Genomic DNA, 18240 nt, shown 5'->3' on the forward strand with positions numbered 1-18240 from the left:
TTTCTGAAAAATCAATCGTTATTATTTTTATCCACAAGATGAAAAAGCCATCCTCACTTTTTACTTATTCTTCTTGAAAAGCTCAACGATAGCGAACTTTACTTTTGGAACTTGCTCCTCACCTTCTGCATAGACTGGTACTTTCTGCTGGTCTGAGTGGTTGTTCTCTTCCACCCCGGGACTAATGGCTGTACCATTTGAAAAATCAAGAAAACAAAGCGGGGGATAGAGCACACACCACCAGTTCGCCCCATTTCCTTCACCAATTGTAATAACGATTGCCTCATATTCACCAGCAGGGTAAAGAAATTGCCCATACAGCTTCGTTGGAAACTTTGCTTGTCCAAAATTAACCTTAATGTTTGTTTGTATCCCTTCCTCCCTCGCACGCTTTATAGCAATCTCTTGAATTTCCGGCAGTTTGCTTTTTAAAAGGCGGCGGGCTTCCGGCAAAGATTCCAGATTGGATACCCACTTTGTAATCTCTTTATTCACATCGTCTCTGATCTTTCTTTTTAGTTCCTGGTCAGTCGCATTATCGCTATTCGCAAGAATTCTCAGCCTGATCGCTTCCTTTGGAATCACGATGGTTTCTTCCGCTTCTGCTGCTTGATCAGGAATATATAAACTCATTATTGTACCGATTGATAAAATTAGTAAATAAATGCCTGCAATTAATCTATTCATTGTTTTCCCCTCCTGGCTATCAGTCTGTCCAGAAAAGAAAAACTTAAACAATGAAACTATTAAATTTTCACAAAAACCATTCTGTCTTTGCCATTAATATCATTTTTAACGCTGATGACCGCTTCTGGAAAAACGCTTTGCAAAAGATCAGATACCGCTTTTCCCTGGCCCCCTCCGATTTCAAACCCAATCAATGCTTTTGCATTCAATACATGGGGCAGCTGTTCACATAACCGACGGTAAATATCAAGGCCATCCTCTCCTCCAAATAAAGCCAGTTCCGGCTCATGATCAACCACAACGGTTGATAACTCTTTTTTATCAGTTAACGGAATATAAGGAGGATTAGACAGAAGAATATCCAGTTTTATTCCCTCCTCAATAAAAGGAGCCAGCAAATCTCCATGCAAAAACTGAATATTAGCCTGCAATGTCCTGCTATTCTGTTTGGCTGTCTGCAGCGCTTTTTCCGAGAGATCCGAAGCATACACGGTAAGCTGCGGACGTTCAAGCTTCATCGTAATAGCGATAGCTCCGCTTCCCGTCCCAATATCCGCCATTACAAGTTCCTGATCCTCTTGGAAATGCTCGCTTATCCCTTCTAGCGCATGCCAAATCAATTCTTCCGTTTCCGGCCGGGGAATCAGCACATTCCCGTTTACAGCGAAAGATCTTCCATAAAATTCTTCTCTTCCAATCATATGCTGGATGGGAATACCTTCCCCATGCCGGCTGACCATTTCCTTAAAGGTTTGCTGTTGCTGCCCTGTCAGCTGCGCATGCATATTTGCCAGCAACTCTGAGCGTTTCATCTGCATAACGTGCTGCAACAGTAGTTCTCCCGCATTCTCATCCCGCTCTTTCTCTCTTAAAAAAGAAGAAGCCCATCGAAGGGCCTCATATATTTTTTGTGTCATATTAATCCTGCAAATTCTCAAGCTTGGAAGACTGTTCTTCCATAATAAGTGCATCTAGCACTTCATCTAGCTTGCCTTCCAAAATTTGATCAAGCTTTTGCAGAGTTAGACCGATGCGGTGGTCAGTCACACGGTTTTGCGGGAAATTGTATGTTCGGATACGCTCAGAGCGATCTCCAGAACCGACAGCCGATTTTCTTTGCGCGTCATATTCCGCCTGGGCTTCCTGTTGGAACTTATCATATATACGGGCCCGGAGAACTTTCATCGCTTTTTCCTTATTCTTAATTTGGGACTTCTCATCCTGACAGGAAACAACGATCCCTGTCGGAAGATGCGTCAAACGAACAGCTGACATCGTCGTATTAACACTTTGGCCGCCCGGTCCGCTCGAGGCAAATGTATCAACTCGAATATCTTTGTCGTGGATATCCACTTCCACATCTTCCGCCTCTGGAAGACAGGCTACCGTAGCTGTAGATGTATGAATCCGTCCACCTGATTCCGTTTCTGGAACACGCTGCACACGATGGGCACCGTTTTCATATTTCATCTTGGAGAAAGCACCTTTTCCGTTAATCATGAAAATAATTTCCTTATAACCGCCAAGGCCCGTGGAGTTGGCTTCAATGACCTCTGTTTTCCAACCTTGCATCTCCGCATATCGGCTGTACATACGATATAAGTCACCGGCAAACAAAGCCGCTTCATCTCCGCCCGCTGCCCCGCGAATTTCCATAATTACGTTCTTATCGTCGTTCGGGTCTTTTGGAATCAAAAGAATTTTCAACCGTTCTTCCAGCTGCTCAAGCTGATCTTCAAGCTCCCCTATTTCTTCTTTCACCATTTCACGCATGTCAGCATCAAGCTTTTCATCAAGCATTGCCTTGGCATCCTCGTATTGCTGCTTTGCTTCTTTATATTCACGATACACAAGCACAGTCTCTTGAATGTCAGACTGTTCCTTTGAATAATCTCTGAGCTTGCCAGGATTATTCACAATTTCCGGATCGCTTAACAGTTCATTTAACTTTTCGTAGCGGTCTTCCACCGCCTGTAAACGGTCAAACATAATGTCACCTCAAATTTCGTCCATAATGTTTTCATTATAATATATCGAAAAAACCAGCACAATGTAAAAAGAAAAAGCGGAGGGTGCTTGTCTAGTACGATAGAAGGTTGGAGGAATACCTAAAGGAGTCGTTCTTTGACTTCTTTAGGTATTTCGAAACCGCCGTACGCACTAGCGTCCGCAGCTGGACAAAAGAAAAGCGGAGCCGACTGTACTCCCCCGACAAGCATAAGACGAAATGGTGAAGTGACGTTCTTTAGCCACACAACCAGATCGGCTTATGTCCTCGAGGGGCAAGGAGGCTCAGCTGGACAAGAGAAAAGCGGAGGTGCTTGATTCGCGGCGTATGGACTGGTTCACCTTTTACTGACAATACGTTTTTCCCGGAAAAGAAGCTGTTATCTGGAAAAGCATTGTTTTTTTCTAAAAAGAAGAAGAGGACGTCCGATGGACGCCCTCTATGAATTTGTAGTCAGGCTAAAACCTATTGGGTTTTTTCAACAGCTGCTTTCTGCTTATGTACAGAGGTAAGCGGCACTTCGTGATGGTGGCGGCAGCGCGCTTCATAACTTTCAGCGGCTCCAACTAAGATAATGGGATCGTCATATCCCGCCGGCTGTCCATTAATCAAACGCTGTGTCCGGCTAGCTGGTGATCCGCAGACCGTGCAAACAGCTTGAAGCTTTGTAACGAGTTCAGCAATCGCCATTAATGCCGGCATCGGACCAAACGGCTCTCCCCGAAAATCCTGATCAAGGCCGGCTACAATCACACGATGTCCACGGTTGGCGAGCAACTGGGCAGCTGAAACAATGCCCTTATCAAAAAATTGAGCTTCGTCAATCGCAACGATATCCACATCAGGCGAGACAGCTGCTAAAATATCAGCCGACTCTGCTACCGGTACTGCAATCACAGCAGACCCATTATGGGAAACGACTGAGTCTTCGCTATAACGATTATCGATTTTTGGCTTAAACACCACGATTTCTTGCTTTGCAAACTGCGCTCTCCTGACACGGCGGATCAGCTCTTCAGATTTTCCCGAGAACATGCTGCCGCAAATCACTTCCACCCATCCGGTTTGTTTCATTACATACATTGAACAAGCCTCACTTTCAACATTCCTTCTTAAAAATAGTCCCAAAAGGCAAAAAACAGGCAAGCAGTTAATAAATAACTCCTTGCCTGTTTTCATTTTTAACTTACTTATTCTTCATGCCGTATTTTTTGTTGAAGCGATCAACACGTCCGCCAGCATCAGCGAATTTTTGACGGCCAGTATAGAATGGGTGGCACTCAGAGCAAACCTCTACGCGAATTTCCTCGTTTACGGAACCAGTTTCAAACTCGTTGCCGCATGCACATTTCACCATTGCTTTTTTATAATCTGGATGAATAGCTGCTTTCATTCTTGTCATCTCCTTCCGCCCTGAATCATTCTGAAACAGAGTTGTCTATACGAAGTACGGAGTTAGTTCTCCATACTTATAGGCTGAACACACTGGTATTATTATAACAAGTATTTGTCCAAAAATCAAATACCAATTATAAAATCCGTTTAGATGAACCGCCTGCTTTAATTTCCTCTACTAATTGCTCAATAAAGTCCTCGTTTGATTTCGTCTGGCGCAGGCGACGCAGGAATTTTTCGGCAAGATCTGGTGAATCGGACATCGTCTTGCGGATAGACCAGATCATATCAAGCTGACCTTTCTCAATGAGCAGCTCTTCCTTACGCGTGCCAGAACGTTTAATATCAATAGCCGGGAAGATCCGACGCTCAGCAAGCGAGCGGTCGAGGTGGAGTTCCATATTTCCTGTCCCTTTAAATTCTTCATAAATGACATCATCCATACGAGAACCTGTATCTACAAGAGCCGTTGCTAAAATCGTCAAGCTGCCGCCTTCTTCGATATTCCGCGCCGCTCCGAAAAAGCGCTTCGGACGGTGAAATGCGGCTGGGTCAATCCCTCCGGAAAGCGTGCGTCCGCTCGGCGGAATAACAAGATTGTATGCCCTTGCCAGTCTTGTAATACTATCCATTAAAATAATTACATCGCGCTTGTGCTCTACAAGACGCATCGCTCGCTCCAGCACAAGCTCCGCTACTTTAATATGATTTTCCGGCACTTCATCAAACGTTGAACTGATAACTTCTGCTTGAACAGACCGCTCAATATCAGTTACTTCCTCCGGACGTTCATCAATCAGCAGAACGATTAACTCTGCTTCTGGATGATTGGCAGTGATAGAATTAGCAATCTCTTTCAGCAAGATCGTTTTTCCTGCTTTTGGCGGTGCCACAATTAATCCCCGCTGACCAAAACCTACAGGAGAAATTAAATCCATGATTCTTGTGGAAAGATTTTTTGGACTGGTTTCAAGCTTAATTTGACGATCCGGATATAAAGGAGTCAATGCTGGAAAGTGGACACGCTCTTTAGCAGATTCAGGATCGTCCCCATTTACTGCTTCGACGTGCAGGAGGCCATAGTAACGCTCGTTTTCCTTCGGAGGACGTACTTTACCTGATACTTTATCGCCGTTTCTCAAATCAAACCGGCGAATTTGTGAAGCAGAAATATAAATATCCTCGGAACTTGGCGAGTAGTTGATCGGTCTTAAAAATCCAAAGCCCTCAGACTGAATAATCTCAAGAACGCCTTCCATGAAAAAGAAGCCTTGCTCCTCCGCGCGCGCTTTCAAAATAGCAAAAATTAATTCTTTTTTCGTTAGCTTACTGTAATAAGAAATCTTGTACGTACGCGCAAGCTCGTAAAGTTCCTTTAATTTTAAATTCTCTAAATAAGAAATTGTTAGTTCTTCCATTTCGGCACCACACTTTTATTTAATTCTCACCCTATGTAAGTAAGATGAGCCGTTCTTTCTTTATTTAGCTGCGCCTTATTCGGGTTCGAATCTAGGCCGTTATATGCTTTCCGAGCCTGTCCCATGCTAATTGCTCTAGGCATCGGCTCTGCTTTTCTTTAAAATAATATCTATTTTAACCTGTTAGGGTAATTGCCGCAATAATTGAATAAAAAAGGAGGGAACATTGCGTTGATACACATTTTCTGGGCAATATTGTGAGTGGCGTTGAAAAACAGCAAAGGCAGGCTGAAGAGCCGGTCACTCCCGGCATAAGCCCGCTCCGTGCTGTTGAATGAATTAAATAAAAACAGTTTCTTTATATGTTAAGGCTTCATAACTAAGTTCGGCTTCTTCTCCAAGCTGTGACGGCCATCAATAAAACGAACCGTACCAGATTTTGCTCTCATAACGACAGAATGAGTCTGTCCATAGGAACCTTTAAATTGAACACCACGCAGCAGCTCACCATCTGTTACGCCTGTTGCTGCAAAAATTGCATCGTCCCCACGTACGAGGTCTTCCATACGAAGCACTTGTTTCAAATCGATGCCCATTTTTTCGCAACGCTTGATTTCTTCATCATTTTGCGGAAGCAATCTTCCTTGGATCTCTCCGCCAAGACATTTTAACGCTACCGCTGAGATGACTCCCTCAGGAGCACCGCCGGAACCAAATAAAATATCGACGCCTGTTTGATCAAAAGCAGTATTGATCGCAGCTGCTACGTCGCCGTCTTCAATTAATTTAATACGCGCACCTGCTTCACGAAGCTGGGCGATGATATCTTCATGGCGTGGACGATTTAGCACTGTGGCTACCACGTCTTGGATATCTTTATTTTTCGCTTTAGCGACAGCTTTTAAATTATCGAGAACGGATGCATTGATATCGATTTGCCCTACAGCTTCAGGTCCTACTGCAATTTTGTCCATGTACATGTCAGGAGCGTGCAGAAGGTTGCCATGATCTGCTATAGCAAGAACAGCCAATGCATTCCATCCACCTGATGCAACAATGTTGGTACCCTCCAGCGGATCGACTGCAATGTCTACTCGAGGACCATAGCCTGTTCCGAGCTTTTCACCGATATATAGCATCGGAGCTTCATCCATTTCACCTTCTCCGATTACAACCGTTCCTTTCATTGGGATGGTATCAAACACATCGCGCATAGCAGTAGTTGCCGCATCATCCGCTTCCATCTTCTGCCCTCTCCCCATCCAGCGTGCAGAAGATAAAGCAGCTGCTTCCGTTACCCGGATAAGCTCCATTGATAAACTTCTTTCCATCTTATATTTTCCTCCCGTATTAGAGCTGCAATTTAATAACTTTAAAAGTATAACCTAATTAACATATATATTGTAACACATTAACGGGAAATGAGGGGGAAGAATTCAGCCACTTTTCATTTGTCCTATATCTTCTTCTGACAAGCCTTCGCGCCAGAGCTCTGCACCGAGGAGGCTGAGTTTTTCCACAAGCATGCTGTAGCCCCTGTCAATATGCTCAAGCCCTGTTATTTCTGTTAACCCTTCAGCCATCAAGCCGGCAATCACGAGAGCAGCCCCTGCCCGCAAGTCGCTCGCCTTCACTTTCGCTCCTCGGAGCTGGACAGGTCCATTAATAACAGCCGATCTTCCTTCCACTTTCATGATTGCATTCATTCTTCGCAGCTCATCGGTATGCTTAAAACGGGCAGAGTAAATCGTATCCGTAACAATAGAAGAACCTTCTGCTTTTGTTAAAAGTGAGGTAAAGGGTTGCTGTAGGTCGGTCGGAAATCCTGGATATACAAGCGTCTTTACGTCAACAGCCTTAAGCTTATCCGCTCGGCCTACAAAAATTTTGTCATCTCCTATTTCTACGGGGACATTCATTTCTCGCAGCTTGGCGGTTAGCGATTCCAGATGAAGCGGGATGACATTGTCAATCACGATACCATCTCCTGCTGCAGCTGCCAAAATCATAAATGTTCCTGCTTCAATTCGATCGGGGATAATTGTGTGGCGGCAGCCATCGAGCTTGTCCACGCCTTCAATACGAATAATGTCGGTGCCTGCTCCTTTAATTTTAGCTCCCATGTTATTCAACAGGGTAGCTACATCAATAATTTCTGGCTCTTTTGCAGCATTTTCAATAACAGTCTGCCCCTTTGCCTTGACAGCAGCCAGCATAATATTGATGGTAGCGCCGACACTGACAACATCCAGGTAAATCCGGGCTCCCCTTAGCTCATTCGCCCGCAAGTAAATAGCTCCCTGCTCATTTGTTACTTCCGCTCCAAGCGCTTCAAATCCTTTAATATGCTGATCAATCGGCCGTGGCCCTAAATGACAGCCACCCGGCAAGCCGATTACCGCTTTTTTAAACTTTCCGAGCATGGCTCCCATTAAATAATAGGAAGCACGCAGCTTTTTTACTTTACCATTTGGCAAAGGCATGGCCACCATACTCGTTGGATCGACAATCATTTCACCATTTTTAAAAGTGACTCTTCCGCCGATCTCCTCGAGCAATCCTTTCAGTATATGAATATCGGAAATATCGGGCATTCCTTCAATTGTTACTGGAGATTCCGCTAAAATAGTAGCTGGCACTAAAGCAACTGCACTGTTTTTGGCTCCATCTACTTTAATTGTGCCTTTTAACGGACGTCCTCCCACAATCTTCAGCTTTTCCATTTTATGCTCCCTTCTTTCACGCACTGGCTAAGCATCGAAAAAGAACTGCTTCATCATACGCTGACTATTTTCACTAAATATAGTTTATCCCACTGAAGTAAAAACATGTAAAAAATGTTTTATTTTACTTGACGTTTATCCCAATCAGCCAAAAACGCCTCAATTCCTTTATCTGTTAGCGGATGGTTAAACATTTGCTTCAGCACTTTAAATGGTACAGTTGCAATGTGGGCGCCACGTAAAGCTGCATCTGTAATATGTTGTGGATGGCGGATAGAAGCAGCAATGATTTCTGTATCAATGCCGTGAATAGCAAAAATAGAAGCAATCGTTTCAATAAGATCCAATCCATTATGGCCGATATCATCAAGACGTCCCAAAAATGGCGAAACATAAGAAGCGCCTGCTCTCGCTGCTAACAATGCTTGGTTTGCGCTGAAAATTAACGTTACATTCGTTTTAATACCTTCTTTAGCGAAAACAGAAACCGCTTTTAATCCTTCTGCTGTCATCGGAACTTTTACCGTGATATTCGGTGCAATCTTTGCTAATTCACGGCCTTCTTTGATCATTCCTTCTGCATCAAGCGCAATCACCTCAGCGCTGACTGAATCACTCACCAAATCAGTAATTTCCTTTAAGCGCTCTTCAAAAGGAACAGATTCCTTCGCCACTAAAGATGGATTTGTTGTCACACCTGATAGAATGCCCCAAGAATGGGCTTCTTTGATTTCTGTCATGTTAGCTGTATCGATGAATAATTTCATTATATAATCTCTCCTTTAATTAGTTGGCTATTGCAGCGCCTGCTCCTCAGGGTTATAAGTTCGTCCAGCTGTGTGGCTAAAAGACGCCACTTCACCGGCCCATCTTATGCTTGTCGGAGCCATTCGGGCGCTTCCGCTTTTCTATTGTCCAGCTGCAGCGCCTGCTCCTCGAGGTCATAAGTTGGCCCAGCTGTGTGGCTGAAAGACGCCACTTCGCCGGCCCATCTTATGCTTGTCAGAGCCATTCGGGCGCTTCCGCTTTTCTAAATTGAAACCGCCTTACTTCAATAAGGCGGTTTCTTTTATGCATCTTTATAGGATAAATAAGCTTTACGCTTTTCCAGAGGAACCAAATTCACGCATTTTTCCTTTAACGGTTTCTTTGATTGTCTCGCGTGCAGGTCCTAGGTACTTACGTGGGTCATATAAATCTGGTTTTTCAGCGAGAACTTCACGCACCGTTTTTGCTGATGCTATTTGGTTTTCTGTGTTAACATTAATTTTTGCTGTTCCAAGGGAGATCGCACGCTGAATGTCTTTTGTTGGAATACCAGTACCCCCGTGAAGTACGAGTGGAACGCCGGTCAAATTCATTACTTCCTCCATGCGGTCAAAGCCCAATTTCGGTTCGCCTTTGTATGGACCATGAACAGAACCGAGAGCTGGAGCAAAGCAATCCACACCTGTTTCACGGACTAATTGGTCACACTCTGCCGGAATGGCATAAGCAGCTTCCGCATCTTCCACGATCAAGTCATCTTCCTGTCCGCCAATACGGCCGAGCTCTGCTTCAACAGATACACCGTGAATGTGGGCAAGCTCTACTACTTTTTTTGTTAGCTCAATGTTTTGCTCTAATGGATGATGAGAGCCATCGATCATAACGGAAGTGAAGCCTGCTTGAATTGCTTTGGCACACATTTCAAAGCTGGAACCGTGATCAAGATGAATAGCTACCGGAACGGTTACTTCATACTCTTCCATTAGGGCCTTTACCATAGCAACGACAAACTTGAAACCACCCATATAACGGGCTGCTCCTTCAGAAACCCCAAGAATGACTGGAGACTTTTCTTCTTCAGCCGCCTGCAAAATAGCTTGAGTAAATTCAAGGTTGTTGATGTTAAACTGTCCAACAGCATACTTTTCTTCTTTTGCTTTATTTAGCATATCTGTCATGGAAACTAAAGGCATGATTATTTTCCTCCTCGATGAACTAAGTACACATCTTAGTATACACTTACGAATAAATTTACATTTGTATCATACCAAAATAACCGGCCCTTTACCAATGGAAAAGCAGCCGGTTATCCTTTAGGAAAATATGTATTCTTTTACTGTTGTGCGGATATCATCAATATCAAATGGTTTGGCAAAGTGCGTGAGCGCCCCAAGATCCTTTGCTTTTTGAATCATATCCAGCTCTCCGTAGGCCGTCATAATAATGACACGGATGCTTTTATTTTTTTCCCTCATACGTTTTAAAATTTCGATGCCGTCCATTCCTGGAATTTTCATATCCAACAACACTAAATCAGGTGAATGATTATCTACAATTTCGAGAGCTTGTATGCCATTCGCTGCCTGAAATGTTTCGTACCCCTCTTTTTGAAGAACTTCATTTAGTAAAATGCGTATACCAAATTGATCGTCTACAATAAGTATTTTCCCACTCAATTGCCTCTCCCCCTGATCTTAATTGTCTTTCTATTATGTTATGTATGGTTTAAAACAACTGACTATTTCTTGCTCTATGTTTAATTCTTGTTCGACACTCGAAATTCCTGCTTACGGAAATAATTTATGACTTTTGCTCCCGAGTTAAAAGACATGTATAATATACTTCACGATTAAGGAGGACGAACGATGTTAAAAATGTTTACCACTCAATTAAATGGTCTTTTCCAACGGATTGCCGATAAAGAAGCGGAACAAATGGAAGATGGCGCCCGCCTTCTGGCCCAGGCAGTAATCGGAGAGGGACGAGTTTATATAAAAGGATTTGAAGAAATGAAAGCCGTAGAGGCAGAAGCAACGGCCGGAGCTGAAGCGCTCTCCTGCTTCCAATCGTTTGAAGCCACCGATAACATAACAGAAAGTGACCGGGTGCTTCTCGTTAGCCGTTTTTCCCATGACTCCGAAGCTGTAGCTTTAGCTGCTGCTCTTGAGGAACGAGGCATTCCCTTCGTTGCAATAGCCGGACTTGTGCCCGAGGAAGAGCACTCACTTCACGAAAAAGCCGATGTGTTTATAAATACAAAGGTTACGAAAGGGCTTCTTCCTGACGAAAATGGCGGCCGTACAGGCTTTCCTTCTAGTCTCGCTGCCCTATATATTTACTTTTCCCTTAAGCTTACCATCGATGAAATTTTGCAGGAACAAAATTAAACAATGAAAAAAGCCTTTAAAGCACACATGCTTTAAAGGCTTTTTCTTTCTTATTTATTAGCCAAAGTCGCTTCAATGAATGCACGGAAAAGCGGCTGCGGGCGAGTTGGTCGTGACGTAAATTCCGGATGGAACTGAGCTGCTACAAACCACGGATGATCAGCAAGCTCGATGATTTCCACGAGACGGCCATCTGGACTTGTACCAGAGAAAACAAAGCCTTTTTTCTCCATTGCTTCACGGAACTCATTGTTAAATTCATAGCGGTGACGATGACGTTCGTAAACGACTTCATCTTGATAAGCTTCATAAGCCTTTGTTCCTTTTTGTAATTTACATGGATACAAGCCAAGACGAAGCGTTCCGCCAAGATCTTCAACATCTTTTTGTTCTGGCAGCAAGTCGATGATCGGGTATGGAGTTGTTGGATCAATTTCAGATGAGTTGGCACCCTCTAATTGAGCAACGTTTCTTGCATATTCAATAGAAGCAAGCTGCATGCCAAGACAAATACCAAACAACGGAATCTTGTTTTCACGAGCATATTTAATTGCCTCAATCTTACCAGCAATACCACGATCTCCAAAACCGCCTGGAACGAGAATGCCGTCTGCACCCTTCAAGCGCTCTTCCGCATTTTCAGCGACTAGTTCAGCAGCGTTGATCCAGTCAATTTCAATATCCGCGTCAAATGCGTAACCGGCATGACGCAAAGCTTCTACAACTGAGATATAAGCATCTTGTAGTTCTACATATTTACCAACAAGCGCGATTTTTGTCTTTTTCGATAAAGTACGTACTTTATCCACGAGCGCTTTCCAGTCATCCATTTCCGCATCATGGCACTGAAGTTTTAAATGACGGCAGACAAGCTCGTCCATTTTCTGTTCTTGGAGAGAAAGTGGGACAGCATAAAGAGTATCGGCGTCCATTGCTTCAATAACCGCTTCCGGAGCAATATCGCAGAAAAGAGCTAGCTTATCTTTCATTTCCTGTGAAACAGGCAACTCCGTACGAACAACGATAATGTTTGGCTGAATTCCAAGACTGCGAAGCTCTTTCACACTATGTTGTGTCGGCTTTGTTTTCATTTCACCGGCAGCTTTCAAATATGGAATAAGCGTACAGTGGATATACATTACGTTATCGGCACCGACATCGCTCTTGATTTGACGGATAGCCTCTAAGAATGGCAAGGATTCAATGTCCCCTACTGTTCCACCAATCTCTGTAATAACAACGTCAGCTTTTGTTTCTCTGCCTGCAAGGAACACACGGTCTTTAATTTCGTTCGTAATATGCGGAATGACCTGAACCGTACCACCCAAATATTCACCACGGCGTTCTTTGCGCAAGACTGTTGAATAAATCTTACCTGTAGTGACATTGCTGTACTTATTTAAATTAATATCGATGAAACGCTCGTAGTGCCCTAAATCCAAGTCTGTTTCTGCTCCATCGTCAGTAACGAATACTTCTCCATGCTGGTAGGGACTCATTGTTCCCGGATCGACGTTAATGTATGGATCAAACTTTTGAATAGTCACCTTTAATCCACGATTTTTTAACAAGCGTCCCAGGGAAGCAGCTGTGATCCCTTTACCGAGAGAAGAAACAACCCCGCCTGTTACAAAAATATATTTAGTCAACTTGAAAAGCCCCCTTCAATCTATTGTTTCTTTATATTATTAAATGAATACACTTATTTTATCGGGGCAAAAAACAAAAACGCCCCAATTACTTAAAAGTAAAGGGAGCGTTATAAGCATAAAAACGTCTCTTTAAAGAGCCCAAATAAAATACTACAATTTGAAATAAAGGAAGTCAAGAAAAGATTAATTTTCTTTATTTTAAATCTTCTTCCTCATCGTCGTCCAAATCATACTCATCTTCTTCGCCAAGATCATCTTCGAATTCGTCATCTTCATCCAACTCATCCAGATCTTCAAGCTCTTCTACTTCATCAAGATCTTCGAGATCCTCATCTTCAAAATCGAGATCTTCTTCAAGTTCGTCCACTTCATCCAATTCGTCTTCATCGAAGTCTGGTTCTTCTTTTGCTGCTTTTTTCGTTTTCTTCTTTTTCGCTTTTACAGTCGGTGTAGCTTCCTCTTCTAATTGATCGACTGGATACCAAGCACGCAAACCCCAGCGATTTTCTCCAAATGTAATAAACCGGCCATCGATATTCAGGTCAGTATAGAATTGGATCATTCGCGATTTTAACTCGGCATCGCTCAATTCTTGATATTGCTGAATTTGAGAAAGCATGTCCTGAAATACTACCGGTTCTTTGCTTTCTTTTAAAAGAGCGTAAGCAATTTCAATAAAGGACATTTCCTTCAATTCTTCTTTAGATAGTTGCTTCAAATTCACATCCGCACTTCCCTTCTCTATTTACGCACTCCACTGGAGTGAAAAGGTCATATTCACCATTATAAACATCGACGCTTTCATTATGCCATATTTATGTAACGATTTCCGCTTTTTTTTTGTCCGCCTTTTTCGACACGTCCTCTTCAGACGGCTTTTCTGCCAAACTTTTCTTCTTCATTTCCACATATGTCCGATAAAATAGAAAAAATGACAATAAAATAAAAGGGATGGCTCCAAGCTGGATCTGATAAAGCCAAAAAGCTGCGGGCACACAGGCGCCTAGCCATATATAGTTCAACCACTGCTTCATCATTCCACATCCCGCCTTTTACCCTTCCCTTATTGTATACTTTCTGGTAAACATTATAAAAGAAAATAAGTGATCATGTAAAAAAACTTTACATCATGAATGTATAAAAGCGGTCTTTTCCCCATTACGTTACCCTTTATTTTACAATTATAATCTTTCTTCGTGAAAAAAATACCGTGAAAGAGAATACCTGTTTCTTCCACGGCTGTTGTTACTCACATATTTCTTCTATATTGTCCGCCTACTTCATAGAGAGCTGTTGTAATTTGCCCAAGGCTGGCAACTTTTACTGTTTCCATTAGTTCAGCAAAAATGTTCCCTCCATTCACAGCAGCTTCCTTCAACCGTTTTAACGCTCGCTCGGCCTCCTGTTCATGCTTTTGCTGGAACGCATGCAACTCACTGATCTGATGCTCTTTCTCTTCTTTCGTTGCTCTTGCTAATTCCATGCTATTGATCTCTTCTTCGGATGGCGGATTTGGATTCAGATAAGTATTAACACCAATGATTGGCAATTCACCCGTGTGCTTCAACATTTCATAGTGCATCGACTCTTCCTGGATCTTCCCTCTCTGATACTGAGTCTCCATTGCCCCAAGCACGCCCCCTCGATCATCCAGGCGCTCAAATTCCTGCAGCACGGCTTTCTCTACAAGGTCTGTCAACTCTTCAACGATGAAGGAACCTTGCATTGGGTTTTCATTTTTTGATAATCCATGCTCCTTTGTAATAATGAGCTGAATCGCCATAGCACGGCGCACTGATTCCTCAGTAGGTGTAGTGATAGCTTCATCATAAGCATTTGTATGAAGTGAATTACAATTATCCTGCAAAGCCATTAGCGCTTGCAGTGTCGTCCGAATATCATTAAAATCAATCTCCTGCGCATGGAGTGAGCGCCCGGATGTTTGAATATGATACTTAAGCTTTTGCGACCGCTCATTGGCACCATATTTCTCACGCATCGCTACTGCCCAGATTCTTCGGGCAACGCGGCCAATTACTGTATATTCCGGATCTAGACCGTTTGAGAAAAAGAAAGACAAGTTCGGTGCAAAATCGTCAATCGCCATGCCGCGGCTTAGATAATACTCTACATAAGTGAAGCCATTCGCCAAGGTAAAAGCAAGCTGGGAAATCGGATTGGCTCCGGCTTCAGCAATATGGTAGCCGGAAATCGAGACAGAATAGTAATTGCGAACCGAATGATCAATGAAATATTGCTGGATATCTCCCATCATACGCAGAGCAAATTCCGTGGAAAAAATGCAGGTATTTTGCCCCTGATCCTCTTTTAAAATATCAGCCTGCACGGTTCCTCGAACTGTTTTTAACGTTTCAGCCCGCACATCGGTAAATTCTTCAATTGTAAGTATGCGGCCAAGCTCTTCTTCTTTCCGCTTTACCTGCTGATCGATTGCCGTGTTCATAAACATCGCCAAAATAATCGGTGCGGGCCCGTTGATCGTCATGGAGACCGAGGTAGACGGATGACAAAGGTCAAAACCGGCGTACAGTTTTTTCATATCTTCCAGCGTACAGATACTCACGCCGCTTTCGCCGACTTTCCCATAAATATCCGGGCGGTGATCCGGGTCTTCCCCATACAGGGTAACCGAGTCGAAAGCCGTGCTTAACCGCTTTGCTGCATCATCTTTGGACAAGTAATGAAAGCGGCGATTGGTTCTTTCGGGCGTGCCTTCCCCTGCAAACTGCCGTTTAGGGTCTTCTCCTTTCCGCTTAAACGGAAAAACACCGGCTGTGTAGGGAAAGAAACCTGGCCTGTTCTCTTTATATACCCAACGAAGAATCTCTCCGTAATCAACAAACTTCGGCAGCATCACTTTAGGAATTTTAAGTCCTGATAAGCTCGTTGTTGTCAATTCTGTTACTATTTCTTTGTCACGAATTTTGGTGACGTATTCAGAAGCCGCATATGTCTCTTTTAACTCCTTCCACCCGGCAAGGATCTTTTTCGATTCAGCGGTCAGCTGCTCCTCAACAGCCGCTTTAAATGTTTCAAGCGGTCGAATGACTTCTTTGCCAGCGCCGTTGGCTCTCGCTTCCTTTAATGCCCCCTCAAGCTGGAACAGCCGGCGGGCAATTTGTTCCTGTTCTTCTGCTTTTTGATGATAGCGCCTCACCGTTTCAGCAATCTCTCTCAAATAGTAGCGACGATCATTAGGAATAATAACGTTTTGCTTTTCCACATCTACTTCTTTACTGAAGGATACTTTCCAGTCGGTGCCAGCTTTTTCATTAATCTTTTCTACGAGTGCGGCAAATAAAGCATTCGTGCCCTGGTCATTGAATTGACTGGCAATCGTTCCATAGACCGGCATATGATCGAGCGGCTCATCAAATAGGTTGCGGCTGCGCTGATATTGCTTCTGTACCTGGCGTTTAGCATCCTCCGAACCTTTTCTTTCGAACTTGTTAATAACAATTAAGTCAGCATAATCAATCATATCAATCTTCTCAAGCTGGGAAGGTGCCCCGAACTCACTCGTCATTACATACATGGACAAATCGGAAATTTCAGTAATTTCTGCATCTCCTTGCCCGATTCCGCTCGTTTCTACAATGACAAGATCATAACCAGCTGCTTTTACAACACGGATCGCATCTTTCATAGCGAGTGAAAGCTCAGAACGGGAATTTCGGGTAGCAAGACTGCGCATAAACACCCGGTCAGAGAAAATGGCATTCATGCGAATACGGTCACCAAGTAGCGCACCGCCTGTTTTTTGCTTTGTTGGATCGACAGATAAAATAGCGATTTTTTTGTCGGACAATTCATTGAGGAAGCGGCGGATCAGTTCATCGGTCAAAGAGCTTTTCCCTGCACCACCTGTCCCGGTGATACCAATGACTGGGGCTTCATTGCTTAAAGACTGAATTTGTTCAAACGCAGCAGCTGCTTCGGCTTTTTCTTCCTTATTAGCCCCTATTTGATTCTCCGCTAGTGAAATCAATTTTGACACAGCCGTAATATCCCCGTCTGGCAGCTTGTTAATGACTTCTCCCAGGTTGCCAGATACAGTAGAAAAATCACATTCTTTCAGCATGATATTGATCATGCCTTGCAAACCATTAATCCGGCCATCCTCAGGTGAAAATATCCGCGCAATCCCATAATCATGAAGCTCTTTTATTTCCCGAGGAATGATAACGCCGCCTCCACCTCCGTAAATTCGGATATGCGGGCAGCCTTTTTCTTTTAACAGATCATACATATACTTAAAGTATTCCACGTGGCCGCCCTGATAAGAGGAGATAGCAATCCCCTGTACATCCTCCTGGATAGCAGCGTTTACAACCTCTTCGACCGAACGATTATGGCCGAGGTGAATCACTTCTGCACCGCTCGCCTGCAAAATCCGGCGCATAATATTAATCGATGCATCATGCCCGTCGAAAAGGCTGGAAGCTGTCACAAAACGAATATGATGTTTTGGTTGATAAACCCCCACTGTCTGACTCATTTCTTGTCCCCCTTATTGTTTCGCTTTGTAGCCGTTAATGCCTAAGAACAGCAAATCCGTCTGTACATTGGTATAATCTTCAATCGTAAAGTTTTTTTGCAATGTCCAGCGTCGAAACCCCCACATTTGTCCCTGCACAAAAATATTTTGGGCGAGCATATGAATCTTTTGTTCTTCGATATCAAGCTCTCCATTCTCTACACAACGGCGGATCAGCCTTTCAAACATGCTCACCATATCCATTTCCTTCTTAAGAACGTAAGGCAAAGCATCTTTTGAAAGAGATTTCGCTTCCTGATACATAACAAGCACTTCATCCTGCATATCATCTACGACTTTAAAATAATAGCCGATGCCAAGCTTCAAGCTTTCCAGTGTACCTGCCTCTAGATCAATTTGCTGCAAGCGATCTTTTACCTGATCATAAATGCTGTCACATACAAGATAAAGAACATCTTCTTTTGTGCGAATATATTCATAGAGCGTTCCGATACTAAACCCTGCCGCTTTTGCAATTTCTCTCGTTGTTGTTCGATGGAACCCTTTTTGTTTAAAAAGATGAACGGCCCCTTTAATCATTTCAGAACGTCTTTTTTCGATTAATTGCTCGTCTTTTACAGATGCGTGTACTTTTCTCTTGCCCGCATTCAATGTTATCAACCGCCTTTAATAAATACATAGCA

At 43.4% G+C, this 18240-nt stretch carries 19 protein-coding genes; 2 read left to right on the plus strand and 17 right to left on the minus strand.

The annotated features are described in order from the left end of the window. Nucleotides 1-60: 60 nt before the first annotated feature. From spoIIR to prfA, 3 genes are read right to left on the minus strand one after another with little or no spacing between them, the layout of a single operon-like run. On the minus strand, nucleotides 61-687 hold the full coding sequence (gene spoIIR / locus ACH0BF_RS04890) for a stage II sporulation protein R (protein WP_120035304.1): 627 nt from the start codon (nucleotides 685-687) through the stop codon (nucleotides 61-63). Between the two features lie 59 nt (nucleotides 688-746). Further along, the gene (prmC, locus tag ACH0BF_RS04895; RefSeq protein ID WP_406908987.1) at nucleotides 747-1610 is read right to left on the minus strand and encodes a peptide chain release factor N(5)-glutamine methyltransferase; all 864 of its coding nucleotides are present in this window, start codon (nucleotides 1608-1610) and stop codon (nucleotides 747-749) included. Further along, nucleotides 1606-2676 (minus strand): peptide chain release factor 1, encoded by a 1071-nt coding sequence (gene prfA / locus ACH0BF_RS04900; RefSeq protein WP_120035309.1) that lies wholly within the window; start codon nucleotides 2674-2676, stop codon nucleotides 1606-1608. Before prfA ends, prmC begins: the two co-directional genes overlap by 5 nt. A 135-nt stretch (nucleotides 2677-2811) precedes the next feature. Between prfA and ACH0BF_RS04905 the strand changes: the two genes are divergently transcribed. Then, nucleotides 2812-3012: a hypothetical protein gene (locus ACH0BF_RS04905; RefSeq protein WP_406908971.1), complete on the plus strand. Its 201-nt coding sequence runs from the start codon at nucleotides 2812-2814 to the stop codon at nucleotides 3010-3012. 148 nt (nucleotides 3013-3160) lie between these two features. Here the strand turns inward: ACH0BF_RS04905 and ACH0BF_RS04910 are convergent, their stop codons facing one another. From ACH0BF_RS04910 to ACH0BF_RS04950, 9 genes are all read right to left on the minus strand, one after another. Continuing rightward, nucleotides 3161-3778, minus strand: coding sequence for a thymidine kinase (locus ACH0BF_RS04910; RefSeq protein WP_120035313.1), 618 nt, complete (start codon nucleotides 3776-3778; stop codon nucleotides 3161-3163). A 103-nt stretch (nucleotides 3779-3881) separates the two neighbouring features. Next, entirely contained in the window at nucleotides 3882-4088 is a 207-nt protein-coding gene (gene rpmE / locus ACH0BF_RS04915; protein ID WP_120035316.1) for a 50S ribosomal protein L31, read from the minus strand. Between the two features lie 136 nt (nucleotides 4089-4224). Further along, nucleotides 4225-5508, minus strand: a complete 1284-nt coding sequence (gene rho / locus ACH0BF_RS04920) for a transcription termination factor Rho (protein ID WP_120035318.1) — start codon at nucleotides 5506-5508, stop codon at nucleotides 4225-4227. 365 nt (nucleotides 5509-5873) lie between these two features. Beyond that, nucleotides 5874-6839, minus strand: coding sequence for a class II fructose-bisphosphatase (glpX, locus tag ACH0BF_RS04925; protein ID WP_340851966.1), 966 nt, complete (start codon nucleotides 6837-6839; stop codon nucleotides 5874-5876). Nucleotides 6840-6944: 105 nt separating this feature from the next. Beyond that, entirely contained in the window at nucleotides 6945-8231 is a 1287-nt protein-coding gene (locus ACH0BF_RS04930) for a UDP-N-acetylglucosamine 1-carboxyvinyltransferase (RefSeq protein ID WP_120035322.1), read from the minus strand. Between the two features lie 119 nt (nucleotides 8232-8350). Beyond that, complete coding sequence (fsa, locus tag ACH0BF_RS04935; RefSeq protein WP_120035324.1) at nucleotides 8351-8998, minus strand: fructose-6-phosphate aldolase; 648 nt, start codon at nucleotides 8996-8998, stop codon at nucleotides 8351-8353. Nucleotides 8999-9102: 104 nt separating this feature from the next. Beyond that, complete coding sequence (locus ACH0BF_RS04940; protein ID WP_406908972.1) at nucleotides 9103-9243, minus strand: hypothetical protein; 141 nt, start codon at nucleotides 9241-9243, stop codon at nucleotides 9103-9105. Between the two features lie 85 nt (nucleotides 9244-9328). Then, the gene (locus ACH0BF_RS04945) at nucleotides 9329-10192 is read right to left on the minus strand and encodes a class II fructose-bisphosphate aldolase (RefSeq protein WP_340851964.1); all 864 of its coding nucleotides are present in this window, start codon (nucleotides 10190-10192) and stop codon (nucleotides 9329-9331) included. Between the two features lie 120 nt (nucleotides 10193-10312). Next, nucleotides 10313-10675, minus strand: coding sequence for a response regulator (locus ACH0BF_RS04950; protein ID WP_120035326.1), 363 nt, complete (start codon nucleotides 10673-10675; stop codon nucleotides 10313-10315). Between the two features lie 189 nt (nucleotides 10676-10864). Here ACH0BF_RS04950 and ACH0BF_RS04955 point away from each other — a divergent pair, with 189 nt between their 5' ends. Beyond that, a complete protein-coding gene (locus ACH0BF_RS04955; RefSeq protein ID WP_340851962.1) occupies nucleotides 10865-11386 on the plus strand; it encodes a DUF2529 family protein in 522 nt (173 codons plus the stop codon). 50 nt (nucleotides 11387-11436) lie between these two features. Here the strand turns inward: ACH0BF_RS04955 and ACH0BF_RS04960 are convergent, their stop codons facing one another. From ACH0BF_RS04960 to ACH0BF_RS04980, 5 genes are all read right to left on the minus strand, one after another. Beyond that, nucleotides 11437-13035 (minus strand): CTP synthase, encoded by a 1599-nt coding sequence (locus ACH0BF_RS04960; RefSeq protein WP_120035333.1) that lies wholly within the window; start codon nucleotides 13033-13035, stop codon nucleotides 11437-11439. Nucleotides 13036-13231: 196 nt separating this feature from the next. Then, on the minus strand, nucleotides 13232-13762 hold the full coding sequence (rpoE, locus tag ACH0BF_RS04965) for a DNA-directed RNA polymerase subunit delta (protein WP_120035335.1): 531 nt from the start codon (nucleotides 13760-13762) through the stop codon (nucleotides 13232-13234). A gap of 91 nt (nucleotides 13763-13853) precedes the next feature. Beyond that, nucleotides 13854-14075 carry a hypothetical protein gene (locus ACH0BF_RS04970; RefSeq protein ID WP_120035337.1) on the minus strand — a complete coding sequence of 74 codons (222 nt, stop codon included), beginning with the start codon at nucleotides 14073-14075 and terminating at the stop codon, nucleotides 13854-13856. Nucleotides 14076-14287: 212 nt separating this feature from the next. Beyond that, entirely contained in the window at nucleotides 14288-17557 is a 3270-nt protein-coding gene (gene icmF / locus ACH0BF_RS04975) for a fused isobutyryl-CoA mutase/GTPase IcmF (protein ID WP_340851959.1), read from the minus strand. Between the two features lie 12 nt (nucleotides 17558-17569). Next, a complete protein-coding gene (locus ACH0BF_RS04980; RefSeq protein WP_259455634.1) occupies nucleotides 17570-18208 on the minus strand; it encodes a TetR/AcrR family transcriptional regulator in 639 nt (212 codons plus the stop codon). Nucleotides 18209-18240: the final 32 nt, after the last annotated feature.

The organism is Pseudobacillus sp. 179-B 2D1 NHS (assembly GCF_045370945.1).
Lineage (GTDB): Bacteria > Bacillota > Bacilli > Bacillales > Domibacillaceae > Pseudobacillus.